The 16,164-nt window shown below is 70.5% G+C and carries 16 protein-coding genes; 6 read left to right on the top strand and 10 right to left on the bottom strand.

Annotation, left to right across the window (positions count from 1 at the left end; genetic code table 11):
* Positions 1 to 18 precede the first annotated feature (18 nt).
* A complete protein-coding gene (locus WDU99_RS03705) occupies positions 19 to 366 on the bottom strand; it encodes a hypothetical protein (RefSeq protein ID WP_420063980.1) in 348 nt (115 codons plus the stop codon).
* Positions 367 to 529: 163 nt separating this feature from the next.
* On the opposite strand from WDU99_RS03705, the gene WDU99_RS03710 reads away from it, so the two are divergent.
* A complete protein-coding gene (locus tag WDU99_RS03710) occupies positions 530 to 736 on the top strand; it encodes a DUF3499 family protein (RefSeq protein ID WP_337331116.1) in 207 nt (68 codons plus the stop codon).
* 39 nt (positions 737 to 775) lie between these two features.
* Here WDU99_RS03710 and WDU99_RS03715 read toward each other — a convergent pair whose 3' ends face one another.
* Entirely contained in the window at positions 776 to 1,585 is an 810-nt protein-coding gene (locus WDU99_RS03715) for an RDD family protein (RefSeq protein ID WP_337331087.1), read from the bottom strand.
* A 16-nt stretch (positions 1,586 to 1,601) separates the two neighbouring features.
* Here WDU99_RS03715 and WDU99_RS03720 point away from each other — a divergent pair, with 16 nt between their 5' ends.
* The gene (locus WDU99_RS03720) at positions 1,602 to 2,591 is read left to right on the top strand and encodes a stage II sporulation protein M (RefSeq protein ID WP_337331088.1); all 990 of its coding nucleotides are present in this window, start codon (positions 1,602 to 1,604) and stop codon (positions 2,589 to 2,591) included.
* 11 nt (positions 2,592 to 2,602) lie between these two features.
* On the opposite strand, the gene aqpZ is transcribed toward WDU99_RS03720, so the two are convergent.
* The 8 genes from aqpZ to WDU99_RS03760 form a co-directional block, all read right to left on the bottom strand.
* Positions 2,603 to 3,391, bottom strand: a complete 789-nt coding sequence (aqpZ, locus tag WDU99_RS03725) for an aquaporin Z (protein WP_337331089.1) — start codon at positions 3,389 to 3,391, stop codon at positions 2,603 to 2,605.
* 136 nt (positions 3,392 to 3,527) lie between these two features.
* On the bottom strand, positions 3,528 to 5,024 hold the full coding sequence (locus WDU99_RS03730) for a catalase (RefSeq protein ID WP_337331090.1): 1,497 nt from the start codon (positions 5,022 to 5,024) through the stop codon (positions 3,528 to 3,530).
* Positions 5,017 to 5,451 (bottom strand): Fur family transcriptional regulator, encoded by a 435-nt coding sequence (locus WDU99_RS03735; protein ID WP_337331091.1) that lies wholly within the window; start codon positions 5,449 to 5,451, stop codon positions 5,017 to 5,019. Before WDU99_RS03735 ends, WDU99_RS03730 begins: the two co-directional genes overlap by 8 nt.
* Before the next feature lie 153 nt (positions 5,452 to 5,604).
* Positions 5,605 to 6,912 carry a DUF58 domain-containing protein gene (locus WDU99_RS03740; RefSeq protein ID WP_337331092.1) on the bottom strand — a complete coding sequence of 436 codons (1,308 nt, stop codon included), beginning with the start codon at positions 6,910 to 6,912 and terminating at the stop codon, positions 5,605 to 5,607.
* A 1-nt stretch (position 6,913) separates the two neighbouring features.
* The gene (locus WDU99_RS03745) at positions 6,914 to 7,882 is read right to left on the bottom strand and encodes an AAA family ATPase (RefSeq protein WP_337331117.1); all 969 of its coding nucleotides are present in this window, start codon (positions 7,880 to 7,882) and stop codon (positions 6,914 to 6,916) included.
* 11 nt (positions 7,883 to 7,893) lie between these two features.
* Entirely contained in the window at positions 7,894 to 9,108 is a 1,215-nt protein-coding gene (locus WDU99_RS03750; RefSeq protein ID WP_337331093.1) for a DUF4350 domain-containing protein, read from the bottom strand.
* Positions 9,105 to 9,770, bottom strand: coding sequence for a DUF4129 domain-containing protein (locus WDU99_RS03755; RefSeq protein WP_337331094.1), 666 nt, complete (start codon positions 9,768 to 9,770; stop codon positions 9,105 to 9,107). Before WDU99_RS03755 ends, WDU99_RS03750 begins: the two co-directional genes overlap by 4 nt.
* Positions 9,767 to 11,113 carry a hypothetical protein gene (locus WDU99_RS03760; RefSeq protein ID WP_337331095.1) on the bottom strand — a complete coding sequence of 449 codons (1,347 nt, stop codon included), beginning with the start codon at positions 11,111 to 11,113 and terminating at the stop codon, positions 9,767 to 9,769. Before WDU99_RS03760 ends, WDU99_RS03755 begins: the two co-directional genes overlap by 4 nt.
* Before the next feature lie 163 nt (positions 11,114 to 11,276).
* Here WDU99_RS03760 and mtrA point away from each other — a divergent pair, with 163 nt between their 5' ends.
* The 4 genes from mtrA to WDU99_RS03780 form a co-directional block, all read left to right on the top strand.
* On the top strand, positions 11,277 to 11,957 hold the full coding sequence (mtrA, locus tag WDU99_RS03765; protein WP_337331096.1) for an MtrAB system response regulator MtrA: 681 nt from the start codon (positions 11,277 to 11,279) through the stop codon (positions 11,955 to 11,957).
* A 10-nt stretch (positions 11,958 to 11,967) separates the two neighbouring features.
* Complete coding sequence (gene mtrB, locus WDU99_RS03770; protein ID WP_420063978.1) at positions 11,968 to 13,635, top strand: MtrAB system histidine kinase MtrB; 1,668 nt, start codon at positions 11,968 to 11,970, stop codon at positions 13,633 to 13,635.
* On the top strand, positions 13,632 to 15,344 hold the full coding sequence (locus WDU99_RS03775) for an LpqB family beta-propeller domain-containing protein (RefSeq protein ID WP_337331097.1): 1,713 nt from the start codon (positions 13,632 to 13,634) through the stop codon (positions 15,342 to 15,344). Before mtrB ends, WDU99_RS03775 begins: the two co-directional genes overlap by 4 nt.
* 124 nt (positions 15,345 to 15,468) lie before the next feature.
* On the top strand, positions 15,469 to 16,164 hold a 696-nt coding region (locus WDU99_RS03780), incomplete at its 3' end, for a ComF family protein (RefSeq protein WP_337331098.1).

Here is a 16,164-nt window from a genome sequence, read left to right on the forward strand (position 1 = left end):
CATCACTGAACCAGTGGATCAGTGGCCGGCGCCGTCCGGACCGAGCTCCCAGGGCTCGCGCCCGATGTACTCGGCGGCCGCGTGGAACACCGCGCTCTCGATGGCCATGCGGCGGTGCAGCCCATCGTCGTGTCCCTTGGGCAGCAGACGCTCGATCGGCACGCGGTACAGCGTGACGCGCTGCGAGAGGTGATCCACCCGCCACAGCGGGATCCCATCGCCTCGGTCGTGCGTCGGCATCGCCGCCATCTCGAAGCGCACGTCGCGCAGTTCGGCCCACGCACCGCGCAGGAACTCCACGGCGCTGCCCACGGTGATCTCGAAGCGATCCAGACGTCCGTCCAGCGGCGGCAGTGGCGGACGCACGACCTCGCTGCGCCCCAGACGGCCGTGTCGGCCGTGGCGTGCTCCACGGCGAACGGGAGCGGGGTGGGAGCGGGCCATGCCGAAAGTCTAGGCGGTGCCGCGCGTCCGAGGAGCATTCGCCGTTCGCCGTTCTACGCTGGGCGGGATGGACGACAGAATCGGCGTGGAAGAGCGACTGTGCTCGAAGGTGGCCTGTGCGCGCGAGGCGGTGGCGACACTGACCTACGACTACGGCGATCAGATGGCCGCACTGGGCCCGCTCGGGCCCGGCGATGATCCGCATGCGCACGATCTGTGCGCGCAGCACGCCGATCGGCTCTCAGTGCCCGCAGGCTGGCTCGTGGTGCGCCACGCGGCCCTGCGCGCCTGACTGCGCGCACGGCTGACCCTGCCCGCAACTGGCCGTGTTTCAGACGCGGATCCGCGTTCCGCTCAGCCTCTCGGCACGGTCGTCCGCCAGCGTCAGCGCCATCCGCTCCCGTCGTCGTCGCAGTACCGTGATCCCGCGCAGCAGCTCCTCCGGAGCGACCTCTGGCACCGGTGAGACGAACGGAGCGGCCTCGGCCGCGAGCTCCCGCCCGACGTTGCCCCGCGCGGCAGGGGAGAGACGGTCGGCGTTCGCGAGGAACTGCGAGATCCGGCGTGCGAGGCGGTCGGGCATCCGCGCCACATCGGCGATCGTCGCCCAGCCCGACAGCGACGGCGGCAGCACCGGCTCATGATGCTCCAGGCTCGGCGTGCGCACCCGCTGGGAGTAGGTGCCGGCGACGAGATCGCCCAGCCGCTGCGAGCGGGCGGTCAGCGCCCCGGTGATCACGGCGATGCCGCCCACCGTGAGATAGATCTCGAGCACCCCCAGAAGCCCGCGGATGAAGGCATGCCGGAACGTGGTCGCGCCGCCGTCGACCCGCACGATCCGGCCGCCCACCGCGAGCTTTCCGAGACTGCGCCCGCGGGTGGCCATCTCGATCGTGATCGGCAGCACCAGAAAGCTCAGGACCGACGCCCAGACCGTGAGGATCCGGAACAGGTGCTCATCCATCACCCCCTGCGACATCAGCCAGACCTGCAGCAGGATGAACGCGATGAACACGGCGAAGCCGAGCAGCATGTCGATAAGTGCGCCGGCGGCGCGCAGCACGAACCCCACCGGCTGCACATCGATCGCGACGGCCTCACCGGAGAGGATCTCCTGTTCATCGGCGAGCTCAGCGGACATGAGTACAGTAAATCAGGTGGATGCCGATGCTCTCGCCGACGCACGCCGACCCGAGTGGGAACGGCTCGACGAACTCAGCCGCCGACGTCGCCTCAGTGGCGCGGAGGTCGATGAGCTGATCGTGCGCTACCGGTCGGCCTCGGCCGATCTCGCCGAGCTGAAGACCTCGGTCGGCGAATCACCGCAGGGCGCCTATCTGTCCACGATCCTGGCCACCGCACGGCTGCGCTTCACCGGCGCCGGCGACAACGTGCTCGCCCAAGCCGCGCGGTTCTTCACCCTGCAGCTGCCTGCCGCGCTCTACCGCATCCGCTGGACCACCGGCGTGATCGCGGTGCTGTTCGTGCTGGTCGGCGCTCTCACGGCCGCCTGGATCGCCTCCGACCCGGCGCGCATCGCCGCGATCGGCACGCCGGACGTGCTGCGGCAGTACGCCGAGGAGGACTTCGTCGACTACTACGAGCCGATGGCGTCGTTCGCCGGAATGGTGTGGTTCAACAACGCCTGGATCGCCATGCAGTGCGTGCTGTTCGGCGTGACCGGGGTGTGGCCGGTGTGGATGCTGATGCAGAACGCCGTGGGACTCGGCGTCTCGGCCGCCGTGATGGCGGCCCACGGCCACCTCGACACCATGATCCTGCACATCCTCCCGCACGGACTGCTCGAGCTGACAGCGATCTTCGTGGCCGCTGCGGCCGGCCTGCACGTCTTCTGGGCGTGGGCGGTGCCGGGCCGTCGTCGGCGCGGCGAGGCCCTGGCATCCGAGGGCAGGGCGCTGGCGACGGTCGCGATCGGACTGGTCTTCGTGCTGCTGCTCTCGGGACTCGTCGAGGGCTTCATCACCGGTTCGGCCCTGCCGTGGCCGGTGAAGATCGGCATCGGCGCCGCGGCGCTCGGCGTCTTCCTGTTCTACATGCTGGTGATCGGCCGCAGGGCGGTGCGGCGGGGTGGGAGTGGCGACCTCGTCGAATACGAGGCCGGCACCCCCACCCTCACCGCCGGATAGCAACTCGCGCGTCAGACGATGGGCACCTTGCCGGTGCTGTCGAAGAGCGCGCGGTAGGCGAAGCCGGCGATCATGGCTCCGATCACCGGGAACACCAGGAACACCCACAGCTGAGACAGCGCCTCGGTGCCCCCGTAGATGGCGGCGGCGATCGAGCGTGCCGGGTTGACCGAGGTGTTGTCGACGGGGATCGAGATGAGGTGGATGAGCGTCAGGCTCAGGCCGATCGCGACCCCGGCGAACAGCGTGCCCCGCTTGGGGTGCGTCGCCCCCAGGATCACCAGCAGGAAGAAGCCGGTGAGGATCACCTCGATGATCATCGCCGCCGGCATCTCGAACCCGCTGGGTGAGAGGGCGTCCCAGCCGTTGCTGGCGAAACCGGCGTCCTGCGCGGCGGCCAGCCATCCGTCCGGCCCGAACAGGCCGATCAGGGTGAGCGCCGTCGAGGCGATCACGCCGCCGACGATCTGGGCGATGATGTACGGCCCGACGTCGCGCCACGGGGTGCGCCCCGCGGCCGCGGCCCCCAGCGTGACGGCGGGGTTGAAATGGCCGCCCGAGATCGGACCGAACGCGTAGACGCCCACCAGCACGGTCAGACCGAAGGCGAGCGCGATCGCGACGTAGACGGCCGAGGCGGTGCCGGGTTCGGTGAAGTGGTTGGAGGCGAACACAGCGGTGCCGACGCCGCCGAACACGAGCAGGAAGGTACCGAAGCCCTCTGCGGCGAGCTTGGCGCCCAGTGTCGGTGCCGGTGGCACTGCGGCGTCGACGGACGGTGTCATCGAGGAATCGCTCATTGCCAGACCTTTCTCATCGGGACGGCGCGTTGCCGACCTGTGCTCCGATGATCCTGCAGAATGCGCGCACGCGCCACGCTCACACGCCGAAACCCCTCCGTCACGGGTGATGGAGGGGTTTCGGATCGGAAGAGGGTTACTCGCCCACGCCGACGGGCTCGGCGTCGCCGATCGGCGCGCCGGCGAGAGCGCGCAGCTGCTCGCCCAGGGCCTGGTCGACCTGGCCCCAGTACCAGAAGAAGCGCTCCTGGATGGCGGGAACGGTCAGGGCGTTGTACTGGCCGACGAGCGTCTCGACGAAGCGGGCGCGCTGCTCGTCATCGAAGACCTCGCGGTACAGGATGCCGGGCTGCACGAAGTCGCCGTCGTCGGCGCGCAGTGTCGCCGCCGAGCGGACCAGCTCGCCGTCGGACTCCCAGCTCGCCTCGACACCCAGCAGCGGGTCGGCCTCGGGGCCACCGGTCGCACCGTACGAGTTGGGCGTGTACACGCGGTGCTCGGCCGGGTTGAAGTGGTACTGCATCTGGCCCTCGTGCATGTAGTTGCGCACCTCGGCCGCGTGCGGCTGGTTCACGGGCAGCTGGTTGAAGTTCGCGCCGATGCGGTAGCGCTGGGCGTCGCTGTACGAGAACACGCGGGCCATCAGCATCTTGTCGGGTGAGATGCCGGTGCCGGGCACCTGGTTCCCGGGCGAGAACGCGGCCTGCTCGATCTCGGCGAAGAAGTTGCGCGGGTTGCGGTTCAGCGTGAACGTGCCGACCTTGATGCGCGGGTAGTCCTTCTTCGACCAGGTCTTCGTCAGGTCGAACGGGTTGAAGCGGTAGGTCTTCGCCTCTTCGTACGGCATGATCTGCACGTAGACGTCCCACTTCGGGAAGTCGCCGCGCTCGATCGCCTCGTACAGGTCGCGACGGTAGAAGTCGGCGTCCTCACCGGCGACGCGCTCGGCCTCGTCGGCGAACATCGGCTCGACGCCCTGCTGGGACAGGAAGTGGTACTTCACCCAGAAGCGCTCGCCCTGGGCGTTGACCCACTGGTAGGTGTGCGAGCCGTAGCCGTTGACGTGGCGCCACGAGCGCGAGATGCCGCGGTCGCCCATGACGTACGTGACCTGGTGCGCCGACTCGGGGGAGAGGGTCCAGAAGTCCCACTGCATGTCGGCGTCGCGCAGACCGGAGGCACCCAGGCGCTTCTGCGAGTGGATGAAGTCGGGGAACTTCATCGCGTCGCGCAGGAAGAACGTGGGCGTGTTGTTGCCGACGATGTCGAGGTTGCCCTCGGTGGTGTAGAAGCGCAGCGAGAAGCCACGCACGTCGCGCCAGGTGTCGGGCGAGCCCTGCTCGCCGGCGACGGACGAGAAGCGCAGCAGCGTCTCGCTCTTCGCGCCGGGCTGGAAGACCGCCGCTCGGGTGTAGGCCGAGACGTCCTCGGTGACCTCGAACTCGCCGAACGCGCCGCCGCCCTTGGCGTGCGGGTTGCGCTCGGGCACGCGCTCGCGGTTGAACGAGGCGAGCTTCTCGACGAGGTAGCGGTCGTGCAGCGCGGTGACGCCGTCGGCGCCGACCGTCAGCGAGTGGGCGTCGCTGGCGACCGGGGTACCTGTCTGAGTGGTGGTTGCGGGCTTGTCAGCCATGAGCGTTCCTTTCACATTCGGGACAGAGGGCTCGGTACGTGACCGCGGCTTCGAGGATTCGCATGCCATGGTCATGAGAGGGATGAAGGCAGGGGGCCGCGCCGACGGCGCAGGCGACATCCTCGACGCGCCCGCAGCCGACGCACTGCACATGGTGGTGATTGTCGTCGCTGTGCAGTTCGTACAGGGCGCTGCCGATGTCGGGCAGGCTCACGCGGCGGACGATGCCGGCCGCGGTGAGGTCGTTGAGCACACCGTGCACGGTGCCGGCGGAGATGCCGGGCAGACGATCGCGGATGCTTGCGAACACAGTATCGGCCGAGGAATGCGGATGCTGTCGCAGAGTGTCGAGCACATGCACCCGCTGCGTCGTCACGCGCAACCCGGCTCCGCGCAGCTGCGCAGGGTAGTCGGGAAGGGTGATCATGCAGCTATTCTAGCTTATTCCGAATGATTCGCAAAAAGGATTCACCTGCTTTTGGCGTTCGCCAGGAACGGATGGCGAGAGTTTGAACGGATGTGAGTGGATCCTCCGGCGTGTCGCTCGCCAAGTGTTCAAACTCTCTGCATCCGTTCCCGGTTACAGGCGGCCGGCAGCCTTCAGCTCCAGATAGCGGTCGGCGATCCGCGGCGGCAGGGATTCGGGGTCGGCGGCGATCGCCTCGCCACCGGCGCGACGCACGGCATCCGCCACGACCTGCGCGTCGCGGACGGTCTGCTCGGCTGCCGCCGCGAGGTAGACATCAGCGCGGGTATCGCGCCGCTTCGCGAGCTCGCCGATCGCATCGTCGGTCACCGACCCGACGAGGATGGTGGTCGCCCTGGTGGCATCGGGGAAGGCGCCGAGGAACCCCCGGGCAGACTCCGCGGCATCCTGAGCCGTGAGCACGACGATCAGCGAGGGGCGCGTAGTCAGCGAGCGCACCGCGGCGAACGCCCCCGCCCAGTCGGTGTCGACCAGGCGGGCGTGCACCGGTGCCATCGCATCGGTCAGGGCAGGCAGCAGCGCGGCGCCGTCGACCCCGGTGACCCGGGCGCGCGTCACACGATCGTGCATCAGCAGGTGCACGTGGTCGCCTGCGCGCGTGGCCAGGGCGGCCAGCAGCAGGGCCGCTTCGAGCGCAGCATCCACCCGTGTGCCGTCGCCGACGCGCGCCGCGGCGGTGCGGCCGGTGTCGATCAGGATCACGACCTGACGGTCGCGCTCCGGGCGCCAGGTGCGCAGCATCGTGGTGCCGGCCCGGGCCGTCGCGCGCCAGTCGATCGAGCGGATGTCGTCGCCGCGCACGTACTCGCGCAGGGAATCGAACTCGGTGCCCTGTCCGCGGACCTGGATCGAGGTGTTCCCGTCCAGCTCGCGCAGTCTCGCGAGCCGCGATGGCAGGTGCTTGCGTGACGAGAAGGCGGGCAGCACGCGCAAGGCCCCTGGCACGTCGTGACGTGCCTGGCGACCGGCGACGCCGAGTGGCCCGCGCGAGCGCAGCACGACGAACTCGCTGCGCAGCTCACCGCGCCGCCGCGGCGTCAGATGCACCTCGACGCGACGGCGCTCACCCGGGGGGATGACCACCGTCGAGCGTGCGGCCGGCGTGCCGGCGGTCGGCTGCCAGGCATCGCGCAGCCGTCCCCGCAGGGTGCGGGAGCCGAGGTTCTGCACGGCGACGCTCGCCGCGACCTCCTCGCCCAGGCGCGCCCTGGCGGGCACGCGCCTGGTCACCGCGACCGCACGCGGATCGGCAGCCAGCAGCACGTCGACCACGACGATCACGGCGCACAGCAGCATCCACCCGCCGAACGTCGCCCACGCGGGGAACCCGACCGTGCTCAGCAGCACCATCGGGACGACGCCCAGCGCGATCAGCGGGGCGAGCAGTGCGGTGACGAACATGTCAGATCGGCACCCGGGTCTGCTGCACGACCGACTGCAGCACCGCGTCGGCCGTGACACCCTCCATCTGCGCGTCGGGGCGCAGCTGCAGACGGTGCCGCCACACCGGCATGAGCATCGTCTGCACGTGGTCGGGCGTGACCGCCGTCGAGGCGTTCAGCCAGGCCCACGCCTTCGCCGCGGCCAGCAGCGCGGTCGATGCACGAGGGCTCGCACCCAGCTCGACCGACGGCGAGAGGCGCGTCGCGCGGGCCAGGTCGACGACGTAACCGAGCACGTCGTCGTTCACCTGCACGCGCGCGGCAGCATCCTGCGCGGCGCGGATCTCGTCGTCGCTGACGACGGCTGTGACGCCGGTGAGCAGCCGCGGCGAGAAGCCGTCGGCATGCAGACGCAGCACCGAGACCTCGGCGTCGCGTTCGGGCATCCCCACCACGAGCTTCATCAGGAAGCGGTCCAGCTGCGCCTCCGGCAGCGTGTACGTGCCCTCGTGCTCGATCGGGTTCTGCGTCGCCGCAACGAGGAACGGATCCGGCAGCGGCCGGCTCTCGCCGTCGGCCGACACCTGGCGCTCCTCCATGGCCTCCAGCAACGCGGCCTGGGTCTTCGGCGGGGTGCGGTTGATCTCATCGGCGAGCAGGATGTTCGTGAAGACCGGTCCTGGGCGGAACTCGAACTCGCCCGTGCGCGCGTCGTACACCAGCGACCCGGTGACATCGCCGGGCATCAGGTCCGGGGTGAACTGCACGCGCTTCGTGTCGAGCCCGACGGCGCGGGCGAAGCTGCGCACGACGAGGGTCTTGGCGACGCCTGGCACGCCCTCCAGCAGCACGTGGCCGCGGGCGAGCAGGGCCACGAGCAGTCCGGTGACCGTGCCGGCCTGACCGACGACGGCCTTGTCGACCTCGGCTCTCACCCGGTGCATCGCCTGACGCAGCGTCTCGTCGTCGACGGGTCGGGTGTCGTTCATGGTCTCGTCGCTCACGGGCGATTCCTTTCGGTGTGGACGGCCGCGTCGACGGCCGTCTCGAGGTCGGCGAGTTTGCGGGCGAGGTCGATGAGCTCGTGGTCGCTGTGCGGGGGCGGACCGTCGAGCAGGTCGTACAGGGATCCGCGCGGAACGCGCAGTCGGTCGGATGCCGCATCCGCGACCTGCTGGGAGGTCGCGCGCGTGCTCAGGGCGAGGCGTGCCGCGAGGCGCCTGCGGGTGCCGTCGCGGAGCGCCTCGGCCGCGTGCGGGGCATCCGCCGCCTTCGCGGTGAGCCGCGCACGACCGTGCATGGTCTCGGAGGCCCGCACGGTGACCGGCAGCGTCTCGGCGACCAGGGGACCGAACCGGCGACCGCGCCACCAGATGGCCGCCAGCGCGGCGATGAACAGCAGCAGGATGGCCGGCGTAACCCAGTCGGGGGTCAGCTCACCGAGGCCGACGGCCTCGCCGTCACCGCGGTCCCCGTCGCCGAACGACGGCACGTACCAGACGACCTCGTCGGTCTGCGCGAGCAGGGCCAGGCCGAGCGCGGCGTTGCCGTTCTCGGCGAGGTGCTGGTTCGACAGCAGCCTCGCCCCTTCGACCAGCGTGATCGTGGTGCCGCCGTGGGCGGCACGCAGCACCGCGGCGTCGCCGGCATCGTCGCGGAAGCAGCCGGCGACGCCCTCGGCAGGGGTGAACATGCGATCGGCGTCGATCGTGCCGACCCGCGAGAACTCCACAGCAGCGCAGTCGGCCCGCACGGGGCCGGCGGCGGGACTGCGCTCGCCGAGGTCGAGCAGGCGCAGCATCCGAGAGCTGCTGGTGAGCACCACGACGCGGTCGGCGCCGTCGATCAGCTCGTGCACGGCCTCGTCGCTGAGAGCCGGCGGATCGGTGAGCACCAGGGTCGCTCCGGAGGAGAGCGACGCCGCGGCGACGGTGCGGCTGCGCGTCACCTCGATCTGCACGCCCTGCTCGCGGGTGAGCTCGGCGAGAGCCTTCGCCCCGTTCGGCCCCGGACTCTCCGGATGCAGGGTGCCGGCGAAGTCGGGCGACGCGGTGAGCAGTCGCAGCGACAGCAGCGCGATGCCGAGCAGCAGCACGATGACGAACACCCAGCCGAGCACTCGGCCGAGACGGCCGCGCGGAGGAGCCGCGGCAGTGGATGGCGGGGCGGTGTCGTCGGTTGCCGCGGTCGGTGCGAGCGGAGCCTGGGCGGTCATGCGGGCACCGCCTGCGGAGCCGAGGGCGCGGACAGGGGGGAGGCGGCGCGCAGCGCGTCGTCGGTCTCCGCCATCCTGGTGTACGCGTCGGCGTCGGCCTCGGCCTCGAGGTAGCGCACGGCGTCGAAGGAGGTGGCTGCGTCGTGCAGCCGGTCGGCGAACGCGGGGAACGGTGCGGCTGCCTCTCGGGATATGCCCTGCGCTGTCGCACCCGGGGCCGGGTCGATGAGATCCCGCTCCAGCAGGCTCCTCGCGATGGCGCGGAAGCGCAGCACGATGGCCCCGTTCCAGTCCGCGGCCTTCGCCCTGCGCTCCGCATCGGCGCGCAACTGGGCCGCGGTGCGGTCGTCGCGCTCCCCGAGCAGATCGACGCGTCGGCGCACCGCGCGGGACGCACGGGGACGACCCCACACCACCAGTGCCACGATGAGGGCGGCGATGATGACGATCACGATGATCGTCACCGCCACCGGAGCGATCGCCCCGGTCCCGTCGCCTCGGAACAGCGACGCGATCCACTCCACGACGTCGGCGGCCATCCGGTCGAACCAGGTGGGTTTGGCCGCCTCGTACTCGCCCTTCGACAGTTCGTCCTGCGCCCAACGGCGCGCATCGTCGCCATCGGGGATGAAGACGTCTCCGACCCGGGGCAATGCGATCACTCGGACCCGCCGGGGGCCGCCCAGGTGTTCGGCGGCGCGGGGGAGTCGGGGCGGGGCGCGGGCGGGGCCGGTGGCGGTGGTGCCGCATATCCGGGCTGCGGGGCGCGGCCGGGCTGCGGTGGATAGCCCTGCGGGGGCGCGTAGCCCGGCGGGGGTGCATAGCCCGGCTGGGGCGGATGGCCAGGCTGGGGCGCGGGATAGGCGGGGGGAGCGGGGTACGCCCCCGGGTAGGCCGCGTAGCCCGGCGCGGGAGGTGTCGCCGCCGGCGGGGGCGTCTTCGACACCGCGCGAGCCGGGTCGAGTGCGTACGGATCGCCGAGCTCTTCGTCGGGAGTGCCGAGCTGTGCGCGCTCGACGTGGCGGATCAGGGTCTGATCCAGCCCCTCGTAGCGCATCCGGCTGTCGAGGTAGATGAGGGTCGCCCCGGTGCCCTGCACGACGAGCGTGATCGCCTGCACGGCCAGCACCAGCACCTGAGGCAGGATCGTGGCCGCCATCATGGCCATGAACGCCGTGGCCTCCATGTCACCGGTCGGCGCGAGGACCCCGCCGAGCACCGAGCTGATGAGGGTGCCCGGGATGCTGACGACCTGGGCGGCCAGGCCCATGATCGCGCCGATCAGGAACATCACGCCGAGCGCGGGCCAGAACCGCCCGCGGATGAGCCGCCACGAGCGCACCAGCGCCTGCCGGATCGTCGCCTTCTCGAGCACGAGGGTCGCCGGCACGACGAGCAGCTTCGTGCCCAGCCAGACCAGCAGAGGGATGCTGCCCAGCACGAGCAGCACGCCGAGGATGGCACCGATGCCGACGCCCGCGGCCTCGAAGCCGGTGGCGGCCATCACGCCGATGACGATGCCGGCCAGCGTGAGCAGCCACAGGAACACCGCCGCGCCCTGCAGCAGCGAGAACGCGAACAGCCGCCAGAACGACGGGCGCATCCGCTGCCACAGCGTGCGCAGCGGAGCCTTGCGCCCGAGCGCGGCGTACGACACATCGGCGGCCACCAGCCCCTGGATGATGGCTGTGAACGCCACGCTCGCCAGCGCGACCGCGATGCCCACGATGATGCCAAGGGCGACCGATCCGGCGATGATCGGACCCAGATCGGGCGAGCCCGCCGGCACGCTCGCGATCCGCGCCGCCGTGAACCCTGCGATCAGCAGCGTCACAGTGACGGCGAGCAGGCTGATCCCGAACTGCACCGCCACCGCGAACCCGAACAGCACCTTCGGGTTGTGCCGCAGTGCGCTGAACGACCGGCCGAGGATCGTGCCGAAAGTCATCGGGTGCAGCGGTATTGTGCTCTTCCTCGGTGCGGGGGTCCAGGTCTGACCGCTCATTCGCACTCCCTCCCTGTGCCCCTACCATCGTGGCACACCGCGTCGTGGCGACTGCGCGCGTGCCCCGGATATGAATAGATTTCTCAAGTAGGCTGAACGGCGTTGCGGCTGTATGGGGACCCCGCCATCCGCAAGAACAGAGAAAGCGGAGGCTGGGCACACGATGACCTCTAGAATCCTCGTTGTCGATGACGACACGGCGCTCGCCGAGATGATCGGCATCGTCCTGCGCACAGAGGGACTGGACGTGCTCTTCTGCGCCGACGGCGCCCAGGCTGTGGACGAATGGCGCGCGACCCGGCCGGACCTCGTCCTGCTGGACCTGATGCTCCCCGGCATGGACGGCATCGAGATCTGCTCGCGCATCCGCGCCGAATCGGGCGTGCCGATCATCATGCTCACCGCCCGCAGCGACACAGCCGATGTCGTGCGCGGCCTCGAGGTCGGGGCGGACGACTACATCGTGAAGCCGTTCAACCCGAAAGAGCTCGTGGCCCGCATCCGCACCCGCCTGCGGCCCACGCCGGAGACGGTCTCCGACGTGCTGCGGGTGGGAGATCTGACCATCGACGTCGACGCCCATGAAGTGCGCCGCGGCACGGCCCCGATCGCCCTCACGCCGCTCGAATTCCAGCTGCTCGTCGCCCTGGCGTCGAAGCCGCAGCAGGTGTTGTCCCGCGAGATGCTGCTCGAGCAGGTGTGGGGATACCACTACAAGGCCGACACCCGGCTGGTGAACGTGCACGTGCAGCGCCTGCGCGCGAAGGTCGAGCTCGACCCCGACAATCCCCGCATCGTCATGACGGTGCGCGGCGTCGGCTACCGCGCCGGGAGCGTCAGCTAGGAGCATCCGCGTGACAGCGACGACCCCGACGCGCACGCACTCGTCGCCCTGGCGCGCGCCGCGACAATGGCCCGACGCCGCCATGGCTGCGTGGCGGCATTCCATGCGCTTCCGCGCCACGGCGATCACCATGCTGTGCACTTCGCTCGCGATCTTCATCATCTGCGTGGTGATGGCACTGGTGATCCGCAGCGACCTCTTCGAGTCCCGCAAGGACGAGGCGCTGCACAACGCGCGACTCTCGGTCTCGCAGGCGCAGAATCTGCTCGACTCCGGGCAGGTCGGCGACGACAGGGCCGCGGTCGCGGCGCTGTGGGGTGAGACTCAGCGGGTGCTCGGTCGCGCCGCATCCACCGATCGGATCGTCGGGTTCTTCGCCGAGGCGGAGGGCGACGGCTTCGCGCCATCCGGCTTCCGCAGCCTGCGGCCGTTCCCCGCACTCAGCAACGAACTGCGCACGAGGGTCATCACTGTGCCGGGCCGCCAGGCCTGGCAGTCCGTCGAACTGCCCCAGGACGACGGCACCACCACCGCCGGGATCGTCGTCGGCCAGCTGCTGACCATCCACGACGTGGGCAACTATGAGATCTACATGGCCTACGACCTGGCTGACGCCGACGAGACGCTGCTGTTCGTGCAGCGCACGCTGTGGTTCGCCGGCATCACCCTGGTCGGTCTGATCGCCGTGATCTCATGGCTCGTGCTGCGCTCGGTGTCCACGCCGATCATCGAGGCCGCCGAGACCAGTGCGCGTCTCGCCGCCGGTGATCTCGAGGTGCGGCTGCCCGTGCGGGGCGAAGACGAGCTGGCCACCCTCGGCAGATCGTTCAACGCCATGGCGGACAGCATCGAGAACCAGATCCGCGAGCTCGCGGAGCTCTCGCTCGTGCAGCAGCGCTTCGTCTCGGACGTCTCCCACGAGCTGCGCACACCGCTGACCACCATCCGACTGGCCGCCGAGATGATCAACGATCAGAAGGACGACTTCGACCCGACCACGGCGCGCACGGCCGAGCTGCTGCACACCCAGGTGCAGCGCTTCGAGCTGCTGCTGTCGGATCTGCTCGAGATCAGCCGCTACGACGCCGGATCGGTGCAGCTCGAGATCGAGGCGACGAGCCTTGCGCAGCTGGCAGAGGAGATCGTCGACGAGCTGCGCCCGCTGGCCGCTGTGCATGACACCGAGCTGCGGATGGTCGCCCCGGGCGGGTACTCACCCGTCGACATGGACCCGCGGCGTGTGCGCCGGGTGCTGCGCAATCTCGTCGGCAACGCCATCGAGCACGGCGAGGGCAAGCCCGTGGTCATCACCGTCGACAGCAACCAGCACGCGGTGGCGGTCGGCGTGCGCGATTTCGGACTGGGCCTGCGCCCCGAGGACGTCGACCGCGTGTTCGACCGGTTCTGGCGTGCCGATCCCTCGCGCACCCGCACGATCGGCGGCACGGGTCTCGGCCTGTCGATCGCCCTCGGCGATGCGAAGCTGCACGGCGGCACGCTGGAGGTGTGGTCGGAGCTGGGCGTCGGGACCAATTTCGTGCTCACGATCCCGCGCACCGACGCGACACCGCACGGTCAGGGGCCGGTGCCGCTCGAGCCCCAGGAGACACTGGCAGACCTCGGCGACCTCACCCAGCCGATCGTGGTGCCCGACGACCGTGATGGGGGACGATCATGAGACTGCGCACGGGCATCCGACTGCTCGCCGTCGCCACGGTGGGCCTTCTGCTCGCCGGCTGTGCCGGCCTGCCCACCTCCGGGCCGCCGAACGCCGGGCTCGCCGTCGGCGAAGACGGAGAGGACCCGGCCTTCACACCCATCGCACAGGGGCCGGAGCCGGGCGCAGGTCCCGAGGACATCGTCGCCGGCTTCCTCGAGGCGTCCATGACACCGGCGAACAACTGGGAGATCGCTCACCAGTTCCTCACCGAGGACTTCTCCCGCGAGTGGGATCCCGAGGTGGGCGTCGCCATCGACTCGTCCGTGCTCGAGCGCCGCTTCACCCCCGATGTCGACGCCGACGACGAGAGCGCGACCGCCGCCGCCGTCATCGTCGAGCTCGACCAGATCGCCAGCGTCGACGCGGACGGCGCGTACAGCGCAGCGGCCGGTGCGGCCAAGGCCACCTACCGGCTCGAGCGCGAGTCGGGTGGCGAGTGGCGCATCTCCGAGGCGAAGGACGGGGTCACGCTCGACATCGACACCTTCAGCAAGGTGTACGAGAAGTTCGCCCTGAAGTACTTTGACTCCAGCTGGACCCACCTCGTGCCCGACGTGCGCTGGTATCCGCGCCGGGCGGCGATGGCGACGACGATCACCCGTGCGGTGATCTCAGGCGCACCGACCGACTGGCTCGCCCCCGCCGTGCAGACCGCGTTTCCGGCCGATGTATCGCTCGTCGGCGAAGCCGTGCCGATCGACTCGTCGCAGGTCGCCTCGGTCTCGCTCACCCGCTCGGCGCTGTCGACATCGTCGAGTGTGCTCGCGCGCATGCGCACGCAGTTGGAGGAGAGTCTCGCCGGTGCGGGCGTCTCAGAGGTGCGGTTCGTGGTCGACGGTGCACCGCTGGCGGCGGACACCGTATCGGTGGAGGAGTCGATCGTCGACCCCGGCGTGCTCGTCTTCGACGGCACGACCTTCGGCACCGCCGCATCGGGTGAGATCGCCCCGGTGGGTGCGCTCACCGAGCAGATCAGCGAGTTCGCGCGTCCGATCCGCTCCATCGACGTCTCACTCGACGCCCAGTTCGCCGCCGTGCAGCTGCAGGACGGCCACGTCTGGGCGGTCAGCGACGGCACCAGGAACGAGGTCGATGGACGGCCCGGCCTGATCGTCCCGTCTCTCGACCCGTTCGGCTTCATCTGGTCCGCTCCCGCGTCGTCCCCCGCGCAGGTGCGAGCGTGGGATGCGCGACGCATCGTCGAGCACGAGGTCGCGGACGCCTGGCCGGATGCCGACACCATCAGCCATCTGCGGGTGTCCGCCGATGGGGCGCGCATCGCCGCGGTCGTGGCCTCCGGGGGAGTGCACCGCCTCGTCGTCGCGGCGATCATCCGCAACGACGACGGAGTGCCGATCGGTCTGGGGGAGCAGTTCCCCCAGGAGGTTCCCCTGCCGCACGGCACCGCCCAGGGACTCGCCTGGGTGGGCGCGGACTCGGTGGCGGTGCTCTCGGATCCGCCCGATCCGGTGCTCACGACCTTCACGGTGGGCGGCCCGTGGTCGACCTCGCCGGCCCCCGTCGACGCGGTCTCGCTGGCAGGCGCCCGCACGACCACCGGCGTGCGCGTTCTGGCCGATGACGGGGTCGTGTACGCGCAGCGTGGATCGTCGTGGCAGAACGCCGTGGACGACGTGGTCGTGCTGGGCACGCGCGCCGGCTACTGATCGTCCTGCACCTCTACTGGATCTGCACGTCCACTGATTCTGCACATCCGCGACGGTCGCGGAGTTGTCCACCGATCGTGTCCGCGCGGCCCGCGCAGGAGCGTGCGTGGGCGAGGCTCGATGCATGGATGCCGAAGACTGGACGAACCTCGGGCGCGATGCCCTCGCGTTCCTGCTCGCGGCGAGCTGTCCCGGCTGCGATCGCCCGGGCACGCTGCTGTGCGATGAGTGCCGGTTGATGCTCGCCCCGCAGCCGCACCGGCTCACGACACCGGGTGGGCTGGCGGTCGATGCCGCGCTGATCTACGAGGGGGTCGCGGCCCGCAGCATCCGACGTCTCAAGGAGGACGGCGCGACGATTCTCGCGCGTCCTCTGGGCGCCGCGCTGGGTGGCGTCCTCGCCGACGTCGCGGCGGATGCGGTGATCGTGCCCGTGCCGACCAGCCGCAGCGCCTTCCGGCGCCGCGGCTACCGGGTGCCCGATCTGCTCGTGCGCAGGGCCGGCCGGCGCGGGAGTCGGATGCTGGTCCCCGCGCGCCGCACCGGGGATCAGCGGGAGCTCGGACGCGATGCCAGGGCGCGCAACGTCGCCGGCAGCTTGCGCGCACGCGCGTCGGCGGAGCCGGGCACCCGGGTCGTGATCGTCGACGACGTGGTGACCACCGGGGCCACGCTCGATGAGGCCGCGAGGGCGCTGCGGGCGGCCGGATTGCACCCTGTCGGGGCGGTGGCGCTGGCGGCCACACCGCGACGTTCTGCGGCTCAGGGCGACTCGCCGAAACACGCCTCGATCGGGTACGGAGTGCCTCATGTACGGGTA

Origin of the sequence: Microbacterium bandirmense, from assembly GCF_037204185.1 — a bacterium.
In the GTDB taxonomy this organism is placed as follows: Bacteria; Actinomycetota; Actinomycetes; order Actinomycetales; family Microbacteriaceae; genus Microbacterium; species Microbacterium bandirmense.

Excerpts from the sequence above, each read along its gene's own strand:
- WDU99_RS03715 (WP_337331087.1), bottom strand. The coding sequence starts at position 1,585 with ATGTCCGCTGAGCTCGCCGATGAACAGGAGATCCTCTCCGGTGAGGCC.
- aqpZ (WP_337331089.1), bottom strand. The coding sequence starts at position 3,391 with ATGAGCGATTCCTCGATGACACCGTCCGTCGACGCCGCAGTGCCACCG.
- WDU99_RS03730 (WP_337331090.1), bottom strand. The coding sequence starts at position 5,024 with ATGGCTGACAAGCCCGCAACCACCACTCAGACAGGTACCCCGGTCGCC.
- WDU99_RS03735 (WP_337331091.1), bottom strand. The coding sequence starts at position 5,451 with ATGATCACCCTTCCCGACTACCCTGCGCAGCTGCGCGGAGCCGGGTTG.
- WDU99_RS03740 (WP_337331092.1), bottom strand. The coding sequence starts at position 6,912 with ATGTTCGTCACCGCACTGCTCGCCCCGCTGATCGCGCTGGGCGTCGTC.
- WDU99_RS03745 (WP_337331117.1), bottom strand. The coding sequence starts at position 7,882 with ATGAACGACACCCGACCCGTCGACGACGAGACGCTGCGTCAGGCGATG.
- WDU99_RS03750 (WP_337331093.1), bottom strand. The coding sequence starts at position 9,108 with ATGACCGCCCAGGCTCCGCTCGCACCGACCGCGGCAACCGACGACACC.
- WDU99_RS03760 (WP_337331095.1), bottom strand. The coding sequence starts at position 11,113 with ATGAGCGGTCAGACCTGGACCCCCGCACCGAGGAAGAGCACAATACCG.
- mtrA (WP_337331096.1), top strand. The coding sequence starts at position 11,277 with ATGACCTCTAGAATCCTCGTTGTCGATGACGACACGGCGCTCGCCGAG.
- WDU99_RS03775 (WP_337331097.1), top strand. The coding sequence starts at position 13,632 with ATGAGACTGCGCACGGGCATCCGACTGCTCGCCGTCGCCACGGTGGGC.